Raw genomic sequence first — 12,881 nt, forward strand, 5'->3', positions numbered from 1 at the left:
ATTGCTGGCGCGGGGCAGCGTGGCATGGTGCCGTGCATGCTGATGCTGAGCGCATTGGGCCTGCGCGAGACTCCACGGGGGTACATCGGACCTGTGGTCATCGCTTACCGCTGGCTGGTGGCCAGGGCGCGCAGCGTCAGCCGCTAGCGCTGCGCTGGTGGCGCTGTGCGCGCGTTGCGCGCGCAAGCCGCGGCCACCCTCCCGGCCTCCTCCGGATGCGCGTCGCTGAGGCGCGCAGAGCGCGCAGACGGTGGCGCGCGCATACGTGGGTGATGTCGCGCGCTCGGCTCGCGCGCGCGCGCACGCACGCATGCTGCTGCAGTACCTAGGGATCCCTCCTATCCCTGGATAGGGGATAGGAGGGATCCCGGACGCGCGCGCGCACGCACGCATGCGCGGGTGGAGCGCACCCCGCTGCGCGGGGCCACGCACCACGGCCACAGGCGCGTGCGCTGAGCGCCGCCGAGTCCGTGGGCCCTACCCCTGCTGGGGCGCACCGTCGTCGGGCGCTGTGCGCGGTTTTGGCGCGTTTTTGCCCGGCATCATTTTTGATGGGGGGGGGATGCCGGGATGAGGGGGGAGCCCCCGTCACGCGTGGAGGGATCCCCCTATCATGAGCGATCCCGGGAGCCTCACGGGCGAGGGGGGGGCGTGACCGCGACGATCGACGATGTGCTGCGGGTGCTGTCATCCGCCCAACTCGCCAGCGCTGCCCTACCCCAGTTTCGCCGCCAGCACCTCCGCCCGAGGGTGGTAGTAGCGGGCCAGCATCCGCAGGTCGCGGTGGCCGGTGACGGCGGCGAGCTCGACCACGTTGGGCAGTCGTTCGGCGAGCCGCGACGTGGCCTCGTGGCGCAGGTCATGGAAGTGCAGATCCTCTAGGCCCGCCCGCGCCGTGGCGCGCCGCCACGCGAGCTTGACTGCGTTGCCGGAAATGGGGAAGACCTGCTCGCTGTCGGTGCGCGGCAGGCCGCGCAAGATGGCGACGGCGCGACTCGAGAGCGGCACCGTGCGCGCGTCGCCATTCTTGGTCTCGCGGAGCCGGACAATGCGCCGCTCGAGATCCACGTCTGCCCACCTCAGCGCCAGCATCTCGCCCTGGCGCATGGCCGTCTCCAGGGCGAACTGCACGAGCGGGCGCATCCACGGGCTGCGCGTGCCGACCCGGTAGCGACCATTGCGTTTCGCCCCGCCGCTGGGGGCGGGGCGATCCTCCAGCGCCGCCATCAGGCGCGCCTCCTCGCCCGGTTCGAGGCGGCGCTCGCGGCCGCGCGGTGGGGACGGCTTGCGGATCGCCGAGACCGGGTTTTCGGGGATTGGGAGTGTGCGCTCCCTCCGCGCCCAACTCAGTACAGCCCCCAGGATCCCGAGCTCTCGAGCCACGGTGCCTGGCGACACGCAGCGCAGGCGCGCATCGCGCCACTCGGCGACGGTGGCGGGTGTCAGTGCCGTCAGGCGCAGCGCCCCGAGATCCTCGGCGATACGAGCGAGCCGGTAGCGCTCCACTGGCGCGCCCTTGTGGCGCGAGGAGACCGCGCGCCAATAGGCGGCAAGCAGCTCGGCGAGGGTGATGCGCTCCGCCGCGCGCCGATCTACGTAGCTGCCACGCTCGACCTCGAGCTCGACCGAGCGCGCCCATGCCTCGGCGTCGGCGCGCCGAGCGAAGGTGCGTGAGACAGCACGTCCGCCGATCTTGCGCACCCGGGCCTGCCAGCGACCAGACGCTCGCTGCGTGATGGTTGCCATTCTCTTGCTCGATTGTCCCCGTTTTGTCCCATATCATAGGGAGAAATCAGAAACGATCGAAAAATCCAGTTCATTTTGCGCGAAAATTTGGCTTTCACACGGCAGGGGTCGCAGGTTCGAAACCTGCACCGCCCACCAGGACATCCGGAAAACCCGTGGTCACGAGAGGCCCGGCCCACCCGCCGGGCCTCTTTGCTTGTCCGGGATCGGGCCCGGCTGTCCCCGTTGTGTCCCGGCATGGGCTCCGCTGCGGCTGGCTACTCCAGCTGCGCCCGCGCGTACTCGGCGTCGAGTTTCTCCATCGCGTCCTTCGGCGCCAGCGAGGCGGCCTTCTCGTAGGCCTCGGCGGCGGCGTCCTCGCCCTTCTCGCCGCGCAGCAGCATCAGCACGTTGCCGTGTTCGATGTGGGCGATGGGCGAGTCGGGGGTGAGCTCGAGCGCGGTGGCGATGTGGCGCTCGGCCTCGGCCGCCTTGGCGCCGTAGGTCAGGCCGCCGATCATCGCTCCGACCTTGGCGATGATCTCGGCGTGGTACAGCGCCATCGCGGTGTGCGCCTCGGCGTGCTTCGGCGCCAGCGCGAGCGCCGCATCCAGGCTGGCGCGGACCTTGCCGGCGATGCCCTGCTTGAGCGCGGTCACCACCGACAGGCTCTGGCTGTAGCGGCCGAGGGCGAAGGCGTGGCGGTAGTGGCTGTTGGCCTCCCCGGGCAGGGCGCGGATCGCGGCTTCGGCCAGTTCGGCGGCCTGCTGGAGGCGCTTCTGCTTCTCCGCTTCCTTGTCCACGAGATAGGTCGCGTGGATGCCGAGCGCCTTCACCGCGACCGAGGCGCCGACCGGGCCGAGCCGTTCGCCGGCCTCGAATGCGGCTTCGAAATCGCCGCGGTGGAACGCGCGCCAGGCGTCCTGCAACGCGGCGGCGAGCGCATCGGCGTCGAGCTTCGGCGCGGCCTTGCCGGCGGCCTTGAGCAGCGCAGCGGCGCGCTTGCCGTCGGGGAAGGGTTCGCAGTCGCCGGCGTGCAGGCGCGGCCAGGCCTTCTTCAGCGCGTCGCCTGCATAGGTGTAGGGCGCGGGGTCGTGGGGGAAGGGTTTCCAGCGGGACTTGGCCATGTCGGCGTCCTTCGTCTGCGTCAGGAGAGATAGGCCCGGGTGAGGGTGTTCAGGTGCACGCGCTCGGCGTCGCGCAGGAACGGCGCCAGCAGCATCATCACCTGCACGATCCCGTCGCGGATCGAGGCCTGCTCGTCGCGGTCGCCGCGTGCGGCGGCGTAGTTCAGCCAGAACGTGGCGATCACCAGGACGTTGGTGGCGGCGGCGTCGAGCTCGGCCGCCGAGGCGCGCATCACCCCGGCCCGGACCAGCCCGCGCATGACCTCGTGCGCCTGCTCGTCGGCGCGGCGCAGGATGCGGGCGAAGCGCAGGCGCAGCCGCCGGTTGCGGCTGAGGATCTCGACCAGGTCGCGGTACAGGAAGCGGTAGTCCCAGATGCACTCGAACACCAGGTGCAGCTGCAGCCAGATGTCCTCCAGGTTCGGCAGCCGCCCCTGCGGCGCGGCGAGCGCGGCGTCCATCCGCGCCTCGTAGCGCGCGAACAGGTGCTCGATGATGTCGTCCTTGTTGCGGAAGTGGTAGTACAGGTTGCCGGGGCTGATCTCCAGCTCGTCGGCGATGTGGTTGGTGGTGACGTTCGGCTCGCCCTGGGCGTTGAACATCGCCAGCGCGGTGTCGAGGATGCGCTGTCGGGTCTGGCGCGGCATGGTCGGGCCGGGTCAGCCGAGCAGCTTCTTCACCAGCTCGATGTACTTCTTCTTCGCCTCGTCCTGGGGCATGCCCTTGAGCTTGCCCCAGGCCTCGTACTTGGCGGTGCCGACGAAGTCGAAGAAGCCCGGCTTCGGCCCGCTCACGTCGCCCTCGCTGCCCTGCTTGTAGAGGGCGTACAGGCGCAGCAGGGTGTCGTTGTCCGGCCGCTCGGGCAGGGTCTGGACGTCGCGGGCGGCCTGTTCGAAACGCGCTTGCAGGTCGGACATGGGGCGGCTCCGGTCGTGTGCGGGGATCACAGCACGCGTCCCCGCGGGGGTCAATACGGCGGGGAATTGTCGCTGCGCGCGGGCTCTGGCAACGTAGCCGGAACCGCCTTCCCTGGGGAGTGCAGCGCATGAGCTACTTCGTCACGGGCGCCACGGGCTTCATCGGCCGCCACCTCGTCGCCAGGCTGCTCGCGCGCAAGGGCACGGTGTACGTGCTGGTGCGCAAGGACTCGCGCAGGAAGCTCGACGACATCGGGCGCCGGATGGGTTGGGACATGCAGCGCATCCATCCGGTCGTGGGCGACATGACCGCGCCGAAATGCGGCCTGGCCGCGGCGCAGGTCAAGGCGCTGCAGGGAAAGGTCAAGCACTTCTTCCACCTGGCCGCGATCTATGACCTGGCCGCCAGCGCCGAGAGCCAGCAGGCGGCGAACGTCGAGGGCACCCGCCACGCGCTCGACCTGGCGGCCGCGGTCGGCGCCGGCTGCTTCCACCACGCCAGCTCGATCGCCGCGGCGGGGCTGTACCCGGGCGTGTTCCGCGAGGACATGTTCGAGGAGGCCGAGGGGCTCGACGACCCCTACCTGCGCACCAAGCACGAGTCGGAACGGCTGGTGCGGCAGGAGCAGCGGGTCAAATGGCGCATCTACCGCCCCGGCATCGTGGTCGGCGACTCGCGCACCGGCGAGATGGACAAGATCGACGGCCCGTACTACTTCTTTCCGGTGCTGAAGAAGCTGCGCGAGATGTTCCCGCCGTGGATGCCGATGCTCGGCCTGGAGGGCGGGCGGATCAACATCGTCCCGGTGGACTTCGTGGCCGACGCGATGGACCACATCGCGCACAAGCCGCGGCTCGACGGCCGCTGCTTCCACCTGACCGACCCCAACCCGATGCGGGTGGGGGAAGTGCTGAATGTGTTCGCCCGCGCCGGCCATGCGCCGGAGATGAGCATGCGCCTGGACGCGCGCATGTTCGCCTTCGTGCCCGAGGCGGTGCGGATGGCGGTCGGCAGCCTGCCGCCGGTGCGGCGCTTCACCGGCATGCTGCTGCGCGACTTCCGGATCCCGAAGCAGGCGCTGAAGTTCGTCACCTATCCGACCCGCTTCGACAACCGCGAGGCCGAGCGCGCGCTGCGCGGCAGCGGGATCGAGGTGCCGCCGCTGGAGAGCTACGCCTGGCGGCTGTGGGACTACTGGGAGCGCCACCTGGACCCCGACCTGTTCGTGGACCGCTCGCTCAAGGGGCGGGTGAAGGGCAAGGTGGTGGTGATCACCGGCGGATCCTCCGGCATCGGCCTGGCCACCGCGCGGCGCGTGGCCGAGGCCGGCGCGACCACCGTGATCTGCGCCCGCGGCGAGGAGGAGCTGTTCCGGGTCCGCGACGAGCTGCGCGCCGCCGGCGGCAAGGTCTTCGCCTACACCGCCGACCTGGCCGACCTGGCCGACTGCGACCGCTTCGTGGCCACGGTGCTGAAGGAGCACGGCCACGTGGACATCCTGGTGAACAACGCCGGCCGCTCGATCCGGCGTTCGATCGAGCTCAGCTTCGACCGCTTCCACGATTTCGAGCGGACGATGCAGCTCAACTACTTCGGCAGCCTGCGCCTGATCATGGGCTTCCTGCCGGGCATGATCCACCGCCGCAAGGGCCACATCATCAACATCAGCTCGATCGGGGTGCTGGCCAACTCGCCGCGGTTCTCGGCCTACGTGGCCTCGAAGGCCGCGCTGGACGCGTTCAGCCGCTGCGCCCAGGGCGAACTCTCCGGCAAGGGCATCAGCTTCACCACCATCAACATGCCGTTGGTGAAGACGCCGATGATCGCGCCGACCAGGGTGTACGAGAACGTGCCGACGCTGACCCCGGAGGAGGCCGCCGACCTGGTGGTCAGGGGCATCATCGAACGTCCGAGCCGGATCGCCACGCGGCTGGGGATCTTCGCCGCGATCGTGAACGCGCTGGCGCCGAAGGCCTACGAGGTGATCATGAACACGGCGTTCGAGTTGTTCCCGGACTCGGCCGCGGCCAAGGGCGACAAGAAGGGGATCAAGGGCGAGGCCCAGCCCAGCCACGAGCAGATCGCGTTCGCCGCGCTGATGCGCGGCGTGCACTGGTGAGGCTCAGACGAGGCTCAGAACGTCCGGCACTGGCGGAAGCGCACCGGCCGGCCGCTGTCCTTCGGCGGCTGCAGTTGCACGCGCGCGGTGCGCAGGGTGAGGTAAGGGTCGAGCGCGGCGCAGATCTCGCCGAAGCGGTCCGGGCCGTCGCCCTCCAGTTGCACCACCAGGGTCGAACGGGTGGACCAGAACGCGCGGTCCACGCCGGGCAGCGCCGAGACCTTGGCGATCACCGTCTGGCGCTGGGCGTTTTCCTCCTGCTCGGTCGGCAGGCGCTCGGGCGCGGCCGGCAGCGGGGGCGACGATGCCTGCCCGGCGGCGGGCGCCGCCGGCGCGGTCGGGGCGGGAGCAGCGGCGGAGGCGGGCGCGGTCGCCGGGGAGGGCGCGGCGGTGGCGACCGTGGCCGCGCCCGGGCCCGGGCCGACCGGATCCCGGCTCCGGCCAAGCAGCAGGCCCAGCACGGCGGCGACCAGCACCGCGCCAGCCCAGGCCAGCGCGGTCAACCGCTTGATCTCGTTGCCGACCCGGGCCTGGACGTCCTCGCGCAGCGCCTGCGGCAGCAGCGGCACCAGTTCCGGCCACAGGGTGTCCCCGTCCACCAGCTCGATGCCGGCCTGCACAGCCGGCCGGCGCGCGGCCGGATCTATCGTTCCCGGCGTGACCAGCAGCCCGCCGGCGGCGCCCTTCAGGCGCACGCTGGCGGCCAGTTCCTCCACCGCCGCCGGGGTCAGGCGGTAGGCCGAACCGTGCTTGCAGGCCAGCAGCCAGCGTTGGCCGTTGCGCAGCAGCAGGAACTCGGCCTGCGGCCCGGAGTGGGTCTCGGCGTCCGGCGTGAGCACGTCGAAGCCGCGGTGGCGCATCGCGTCGAGCACGAAGTGCGAGAACTCGCGCCAGCGCATCGCCGCCAGCGCGCGGGTGCCGGCGGCGGCTTCCAGTTGCTGGCGCCTGACGCGCCATAGCCAGGCGCTGACGCCGATGCCGAGGGCGAGGGCCGCGAGCAGGGCGATCAGCCAGGAAGCGGTCATGCGCAGCAGGGACGTGACGGAGGAGCGCGCAATATACCGCTACCGCGTGCACGCGCGGTCGCGGCGTGCACGCGGCGTGCCGGCGCTCAGGCCTGCGCGGGCTTTTCGGCGCTCTTGCGTGCGGCGGCCTTGCGTGCCGGCGCCTTCGCTCCCTTGCGCGGAGCGGTCTTGCGGGCCGCGGCCTTGCGTGGTTGCCTGGCCCCGGATTCCGCGCCCTGCCGGCGCAGCTCGGCGGTCAGCGCGTCCACGCGTGCGCTCAACTCGGCGATGTCCTCACGCCCCGGCACGCCCAGCCGCACCAGTGCGCGGTGCACCCGGTCCTCGAACACCTTCTCGAGCTTGTCCCAGGTGTCGGCGGCGCGCTCGCGGGCCTGACCGACCCGGCTCTCGACCGCATCGCGCACGCTCTCGGCGCGGTCGCCGGCGAGCTTGCGTGCGGTTTGTTCGAGCGACATGCCTTCCTTGACCAGGGCTTCGAACAGCTTGGTGCCCTCGGACTGGGCGCGGTGGAAGGCGCCCACGCCGGCCAGCCAGATCTGCTGCGCCGACTCGCTCAGGGTCTTGGACAGGCCCTCCAGGGGCAGGGCGCCCGAGGCCGCCGTGGTGGACTTGCGTGCACTCTTCTTTAGCTTGGCCATGGGAGTCTCCGGAGTCGGGGGGTGACGGCCAGCCTCCCCCTTGCCGCTAGAGCAATCACACGAACCGGCGGCGCCGGCTCAATGGGGGCGGGACCGGATCCGGCGTTCGACGTCATCGAGCGCACGCTGCAACTGCGCGGTGGCATCGGTGCGGCGCGGCACCGGGCCGCGCAGGCCGTCGAGGATCGAACGTTGCGGGTCGGCCAGGATCTCCGTGCGCAGGCCGATGCCGTGCGCGGCCAGCAGCGGGCGCAGCTCCTCCGCCCGGGTGCGCAGGTCGGCGAGGGTGTTGCGGTAGGCCAGCTCGCAGATCCGGCGCCGGGAGGCGAAGCTGAAGACATTGGTGTAGAACAGCTCGCGGTCGTGCGCGTTGGGCTCGAACACGAGCTGGTCGATGTGCGGGTACTGCTGCGCGTAGCGGGCCAGGCCGACCTGCATGCGCGACTGCAGCATGGTGCGGAAGGTCTGCGACAGCACCACCGGCAGCCCGCCGCCGGCGATGCGGCGCTCCAGGCGGCGCGCCGCCGGGTACGGCTCGGCCGCGCTGGCAGGGTTGAACGGCACCAGCGGGTTGATGCCGAGCATGAGGTCCACATCGCGGTCGAGCACCAGCGAGGCGTGCATGGTCCGCCGCAGCGCGCCGTCCACGAAGTGGCGCCCGCGCAGTTCCACCGGCGGGTACATCCCCGGCAGCGCCGCGCTGGCCTGCACCGCCTGCGAGATCGGCACGTCGTCCCAGCCGGGGGTGCCGAAACGCACCGCCTCGCCGGAGTCGAGGTCTACCGCGACCACGTACAACGGGCGGTCGAGCAGGCGGAAATCGTTGCAGCGGCCGCGCCGGGTGAACACCTCGCGCAGGAAGCGCTCGACCTCGGCGTTGTCGAACAGGCCGGTGGGCATCAGCCCGCCGAGGCGGACCAGCGCGTCCGACCAGCGCGAATCGCCACGCCCGCGCCACAGGTCGCGCAGCAGCGCGGACACGATGCCGGGCGCGGCGGCGAGCCGGCGTGCGTACTCGTCGAAGGCCGGGCGCAGGAAGGTCTCCGGACGGAAGCGCACGTCGTCGCTGTCGCCGGTGATGAAGATCCGGCACATCTCCGCGGTGCCGATGCGGTTGACCAGGCCCGCGGCCAGGAACGCGCCGGCGCTCACGCCCACGTAGCAGTCCAGGCGGGTGAGGTCGAGCCCTTCCAGCGCCTCGTCCAGGGCGCGCAGCACCCCGAGTTCGTACATCGCTCCGGTCGGCCCGCCGCCGGCGACCGCCAGGCCGATGCGGGCGCCGTCCTGGCCGGGCTTGCGGGCCCGTTGCCGGGCGGAGTGGACGGAGAGCATGCGGGGGCGTACGGCGGGGAATGGGCCGAGTGTAAGCCAGGCGCCGGCGCGGTTGCGGAGCCCGGTCGCAGTCCCGATCATCCGGGTGATGGCACGACGGCCGGACCCGAGGCGCGAGCTGGAGCGGCGGATCGAACGGCGGCTGGCCTGCCACCAGGCGCTGCATGACCCGGTCCGCGAGCCGCGCAACCGTCTGCCCTGGCTGCCGCGCCTGCGGCGCTGGCAGGCAGCGCGGCTGGAGCGCGATTTCGCCCATTTCCTGGCCGACCGGCGCACCCGCCCGGCTGCCGAGTTCTTCCTTTCCGACATCTATGGCGACCACGATTTCAGCCGCCGCGACGCCGACATCGCGCGCGTGCTGCCGACCATGCAGCGGCTGCTGCCGGAGCCGATGCTGGAGGTGCTGGCCGACGCGCTCGAACTCGGCGCGCTGACCCACGCCCTCGACCTGCGCATGGGCCAGGCCCTGCAGCGGCTGGCGCCGGAGGGCGGGGAGCTGGACGGCGCGCTGTACGCGCGTGCCTACCGCGAGGTGGGCCTGCCGCGCCTGCGCGAGCGGCAGATCGCGTTGGTGGAAGCGGTGGGCTACGGGTTGGGCGCGGCCTTGCGGCTGCCCGGGCTGCTGACCCTGCTCAAGCTGTCGCGGGCGCCGGCGCGTGCGGCCGGCCTGTCGGAACTGCAGGGGCTTCTGGAACGCGGCGCGGCCGCGCTCACCGCGCTGCCCGACATCGGAGCGTTCATGGACGAGGTTGCGGCCTGCGAGCGCGCGCGCGCCGCGCACTGGCGCATCGGTTGAGCCGGGGCGTGCTCAGGTGAAGCGCTCGGCCAGCACGCGCCGGATCTCGTGCTCGATCGGGCCGCGCATCGCGGACAGGAAGAAGCCGAGCTTGGCGGTGAAGTGCACCAGTTTCGGCTCCAGCGCGATCCGGCCGTCCACGCCCGAGCGGCGGAAGTGGAGGGTGTCGCCTTCCCAGGCATAGTCCAGGCCGAAGCGTTCGGCGAGTTTCGCGGCCGCTTCCTCCACCGCCTTGCGTGCCTGGGCCTTGGGCAAGGAGTGGACGTGGCGGATGTCGATCTCGGACATGGCGGCGGGTGCGTGCGAGCGGGACTGCATTGTGCGACGGCGCGCGGCGGCGTCCAACCGCAGGCGGGCGGATGACCGCCCTTGCCGGGCCTGCTAGATTGCCCGCGCGTGGAAACTTTCCGTCTTCGATTCCCCCCGCCTTCGCGCCGCGAGCTCACGCTCGGCACCGGCGTGCACGCGATCGGCCGCGACGCCGCCGGACAGCTCGCCCTGGTGGACGATCCGGGGGCGGCGCTGGTGCTGCTGTGCGCCGACCGCCGCGGCCTGTGGCTGCGGGTGGAAGGGGCGTGCACCGTGCACGTGAACGGGCGCCCGGTGCGGCGCATGGCGATGCTGCGCGTGGGCGATGCGATCTACGTCGAGGGGGCGGAGCTGCTGCTGCTCGGTGCGCAGCCGCCGGGCGAGCGGGAGGTGCCGGGCCTGTTCGAGCCCGATGCGAGGGTGGTGCTGCGCGGCGTGGGTGGCCGCTGCCACGGACGCAGTTTCACCCTCGACCGGCCGCGCCTGGTCGGACGGGCACCGGAATGCGACATCCGCATCGACAACCCGGCCTTCGCCGAGCGCCATGCGCGCATCGAATTGCAGGGCGGGCGGCTGCTGCTGCGCGACCTGGCCGGCGACGGCAGCGTGGTCAACGGCGAGGCGGTGCGCGATGCGGTGCTGCTGCCGGGCGACCAGCTCGTGTTCGACGCGCACCACCGCTTCGTGATCGAGAGCCCCGGCCTGCCCGCGCGCAACCGCAACACCTCCGATCCGGGCGATGATGCCCCGGAGCAGCCGGTTTCCAGTGCGGTGACGCCAGCGGGCGGGACGCGCCGTCTGCCCTGGCTGCTGCTGGCGGCGCTGCTGCTGGCGGCCGCGCTCAGCGCGCTGCTGCTGTTGGTGCCGGCGGTCTGAGCCCGGCCGTGTGGCGGACGCCGGGCGCGGTCAGGCCCGACGCGGCTGCCACGTCCTTCGCCGCAGCGCCTTGAACGCGCGCCAGCCGAGCAGCAGCGCCAGGATCGCGGCGTACAGCGCCGGCTCGCGCCAGTCGGCCTTCACCTGCCACCAGAAGTGCAGCACGGCGAGCACACCGATGGCATAGGCCAGCCGGTGCAGTTGCGTCCAGCGGCGGCCGAGGCGGCGGATCCAGCCGCGGGTGGAAGTGAGCGCCAGCGGCACCAGCAGCAGCCAGGCGGCGAAGCCGACGGTGATGTAGGGGCGCTTGGCGATGTCCTCGAACAACTGGGTCCAGTAGCCGCGCAGGTCCAGCACCAGCCAGGCGAGCAGGTGCAAGGTGGCGTAGGCGAAGGCGTACAGGCCGGCCATGCGGCGGAAGCGGACCAGATCGTTCCAGCCGGTGAGCTGGCGCAGGGGCGTGATCGCGAGGGTGAGCAGGAGCAGGCGCAGGGCCCAGAGGCCGAGGCGATGCTCGATCTCGGCGACGGGATCGGCGCCGAGCACATCGCTGCCGGTGCGCCAGACTTCGTGCATCTGCGCGCCGAGGATGGCCAGCGGTGTCAGCGCGGCGGCGTGCGCCAGGGTCTTGGCGGCGATCAGGAAGCGCTTGCTGTGCTGCATGGGGTTCTCGCACTACCGCATGGCATCTCGCGATGCTCTGATTGAAGTGTCCGGTGGCATCCGGAGGGCGACTGGGGCGCTGCGTGACACGCCGTGAACCCATCCATGGGGGCTTGTCGGCGGCATCCATGCCGCCGACAGTCACGCATCACCCCAGTCGCCCTCCGGACGCTTTGGGGTTTCACGAGGAATCACGCAGGCGTCCTGGGATGGGGCTCTCCGTGTGGGACCGTCGGCGGCATGGATGCCGCCGACGAGCCTACAGGGACGTATTCACGGCGTGTCCCACACGGAGAGCCCCATCCCGGGACGCTTTCGACATTGCAACGAACTTCAGAACCATCTGCGCAAATCCATCCCCGCATACAGCGAGGCCACCTGCTCGGCGTAGCCGTTGAACATGCGGGTGGGGATGCGCTCGGCGAACAGCTTGCTGGCGCTGCCGGCGATGCGGCGCTCGGTCCGCTGGCTCCAGCGCGGGTGGTCCACGTCGGGATTGACGTTGCTGAAGAAGCCGTACTCCTCCGGCGCCGCCATGTTCCAGCTGGTGGGCGGCATGCGCGCGACGAAGCGGATCGCGACGATGGACTTGATCCCCTTGAAGCCGTACTTCCACGGCACCACCAGCCGCAGCGGTGCCCCGTTCTGCTGCGGCAGCGGCTTGCCGTACAGCCCGGTGACCAGGAACGCCAGCGGATGCATGGCCTCGTCCATGCGCAGGCCCTCGCGGTAGGGCCAGTCGAGCACCGGCAGCCGCACGCCGGGCATCTGCCGCGGATCGGCCAGCGAGGTGAAGGCCACGTACTTCGCCTTCGAGGTCGGACGGAAGCGCTCGAGCACCGCCGCCAGCGGCACGCCGAGCCACGGGATCACCATGGACCAGCCCTCCACGCAGCGCAGCCGGTAGATGCGCTCCTCGGGGCTGAGCCCCCGTAGCAGATCCTCCAGCGGCACCGTCCCCGGCTTCTCGCATTCACCGTCCACCCGCACCGACCAAGGCGCGGTGCGCAGGGTCCTGGCGGCGCGCGACGGGTCGGCCTTGCCGGTGCCGAACTCGTAGAAGTTGTTGTAGGTGGTGACGTCGGCGTAGCGGGTCAGCTCCTCGCGGGTGGCGAATCCGGCGCGGACCTGTGCCGGCGTGGCCGCGGGCCGCCGGGGCGGCGGGGTCGGCTCCGCCTCGGCGCAGCCGGCCAGGCCGAGCGCGGGACTGGCGGCCAGGGCCGCCAGCAGCCGCCGGCGGTCGTGCCAGACCGATTCCTCGGTGATTTCGGATGCGGGAATCCGCAGGGCGTCGCGCAGGGACATGGGAACCTCCGGGCCTCATGCAGCAATACGCATGAAGGCATCGCGCCG

Annotated in this window: 13 protein-coding genes; 3 read left to right on the forward strand and 10 right to left on the reverse strand. The window is 71.6% G+C overall.

The window, feature by feature from the left end:
• Positions 1-714: 714 nt before the first annotated feature.
• From FPV26_RS09695 to FPV26_RS09710, 4 genes are all read right to left on the reverse strand, one after another.
• Positions 715-1,746: a tyrosine-type recombinase/integrase gene (locus FPV26_RS09695; RefSeq protein WP_147653685.1), complete on the reverse strand. Its 1,032-nt coding sequence runs from the start codon at positions 1,744-1,746 to the stop codon at positions 715-717.
• Between the two features lie 257 nt (positions 1,747-2,003).
• Positions 2,004-2,852 carry a hypothetical protein gene (locus tag FPV26_RS09700; RefSeq protein ID WP_147653686.1) on the reverse strand — a complete coding sequence of 283 codons (849 nt, stop codon included), beginning with the start codon at positions 2,850-2,852 and terminating at the stop codon, positions 2,004-2,006.
• 20 nt (positions 2,853-2,872) lie between these two features.
• Positions 2,873-3,499, reverse strand: a complete 627-nt coding sequence (locus tag FPV26_RS09705) for a TetR/AcrR family transcriptional regulator (RefSeq protein WP_147653687.1) — start codon at positions 3,497-3,499, stop codon at positions 2,873-2,875.
• 12 nt (positions 3,500-3,511) lie between these two features.
• The gene (locus FPV26_RS09710; protein WP_147653688.1) at positions 3,512-3,769 is read right to left on the reverse strand and encodes an acyl-CoA-binding protein; all 258 of its coding nucleotides are present in this window, start codon (positions 3,767-3,769) and stop codon (positions 3,512-3,514) included.
• Positions 3,770-3,897: 128 nt separating this feature from the next.
• Here FPV26_RS09710 and FPV26_RS09715 point away from each other — a divergent pair, with 128 nt between their 5' ends.
• Positions 3,898-5,889: an SDR family oxidoreductase gene (locus FPV26_RS09715; protein WP_147653689.1), complete on the forward strand. Its 1,992-nt coding sequence runs from the start codon at positions 3,898-3,900 to the stop codon at positions 5,887-5,889.
• Between the two features lie 14 nt (positions 5,890-5,903).
• Here FPV26_RS09715 and FPV26_RS09720 read toward each other — a convergent pair whose 3' ends face one another.
• The 3 genes from FPV26_RS09720 to FPV26_RS09730 all read right to left on the reverse strand — a co-directional run bounded on the left by FPV26_RS09720 (position 5,904) and on the right by FPV26_RS09730 (position 8,884).
• Complete coding sequence (locus FPV26_RS09720; protein ID WP_147653690.1) at positions 5,904-6,914, reverse strand: restriction endonuclease; 1,011 nt, start codon at positions 6,912-6,914, stop codon at positions 5,904-5,906.
• An 86-nt stretch (positions 6,915-7,000) separates the two neighbouring features.
• Positions 7,001-7,552, reverse strand: a complete 552-nt coding sequence (locus FPV26_RS09725) for a phasin family protein (RefSeq protein ID WP_147653691.1) — start codon at positions 7,550-7,552, stop codon at positions 7,001-7,003.
• A gap of 78 nt (positions 7,553-7,630) precedes the next feature.
• Positions 7,631-8,884, reverse strand: coding sequence for a patatin-like phospholipase family protein (locus FPV26_RS09730; protein WP_147653692.1), 1,254 nt, complete (start codon positions 8,882-8,884; stop codon positions 7,631-7,633).
• An 88-nt stretch (positions 8,885-8,972) separates the two neighbouring features.
• On the opposite strand from FPV26_RS09730, the gene FPV26_RS09735 reads away from it, so the two are divergent.
• Positions 8,973-9,680 carry a DUF8198 family protein gene (locus FPV26_RS09735; RefSeq protein WP_147653693.1) on the forward strand — a complete coding sequence of 236 codons (708 nt, stop codon included), beginning with the start codon at positions 8,973-8,975 and terminating at the stop codon, positions 9,678-9,680.
• A gap of 12 nt (positions 9,681-9,692) precedes the next feature.
• Here FPV26_RS09735 and FPV26_RS09740 read toward each other — a convergent pair whose 3' ends face one another.
• Complete coding sequence (locus FPV26_RS09740; protein ID WP_147653694.1) at positions 9,693-9,968, reverse strand: polyhydroxyalkanoic acid system family protein; 276 nt, start codon at positions 9,966-9,968, stop codon at positions 9,693-9,695.
• A 108-nt stretch (positions 9,969-10,076) separates the two neighbouring features.
• Between FPV26_RS09740 and FPV26_RS09745 the strand changes: the two genes are divergently transcribed.
• Positions 10,077-10,865 carry an FHA domain-containing protein gene (locus tag FPV26_RS09745; RefSeq protein ID WP_147653695.1) on the forward strand — a complete coding sequence of 263 codons (789 nt, stop codon included), beginning with the start codon at positions 10,077-10,079 and terminating at the stop codon, positions 10,863-10,865.
• A gap of 30 nt (positions 10,866-10,895) precedes the next feature.
• Here the strand turns inward: FPV26_RS09745 and msrQ are convergent, their stop codons facing one another.
• Both msrQ and msrP read right to left on the reverse strand, forming a co-directional pair.
• On the reverse strand, positions 10,896-11,528 hold the full coding sequence (gene msrQ, locus FPV26_RS09750) for a protein-methionine-sulfoxide reductase heme-binding subunit MsrQ (RefSeq protein ID WP_147653696.1): 633 nt from the start codon (positions 11,526-11,528) through the stop codon (positions 10,896-10,898).
• Positions 11,529-11,861: 333 nt separating this feature from the next.
• On the reverse strand, positions 11,862-12,833 hold the full coding sequence (gene msrP, locus FPV26_RS09755; RefSeq protein ID WP_147653697.1) for a protein-methionine-sulfoxide reductase catalytic subunit MsrP: 972 nt from the start codon (positions 12,831-12,833) through the stop codon (positions 11,862-11,864).
• Between the last annotated feature and the right edge of the window lie 48 nt (positions 12,834-12,881).

This window comes from Vulcaniibacterium gelatinicum, from assembly GCF_008033445.1.
In the GTDB taxonomy this organism is placed as follows: domain Bacteria; phylum Pseudomonadota; class Gammaproteobacteria; order Xanthomonadales; family Xanthomonadaceae; genus Vulcaniibacterium_B; species Vulcaniibacterium_B gelatinicum.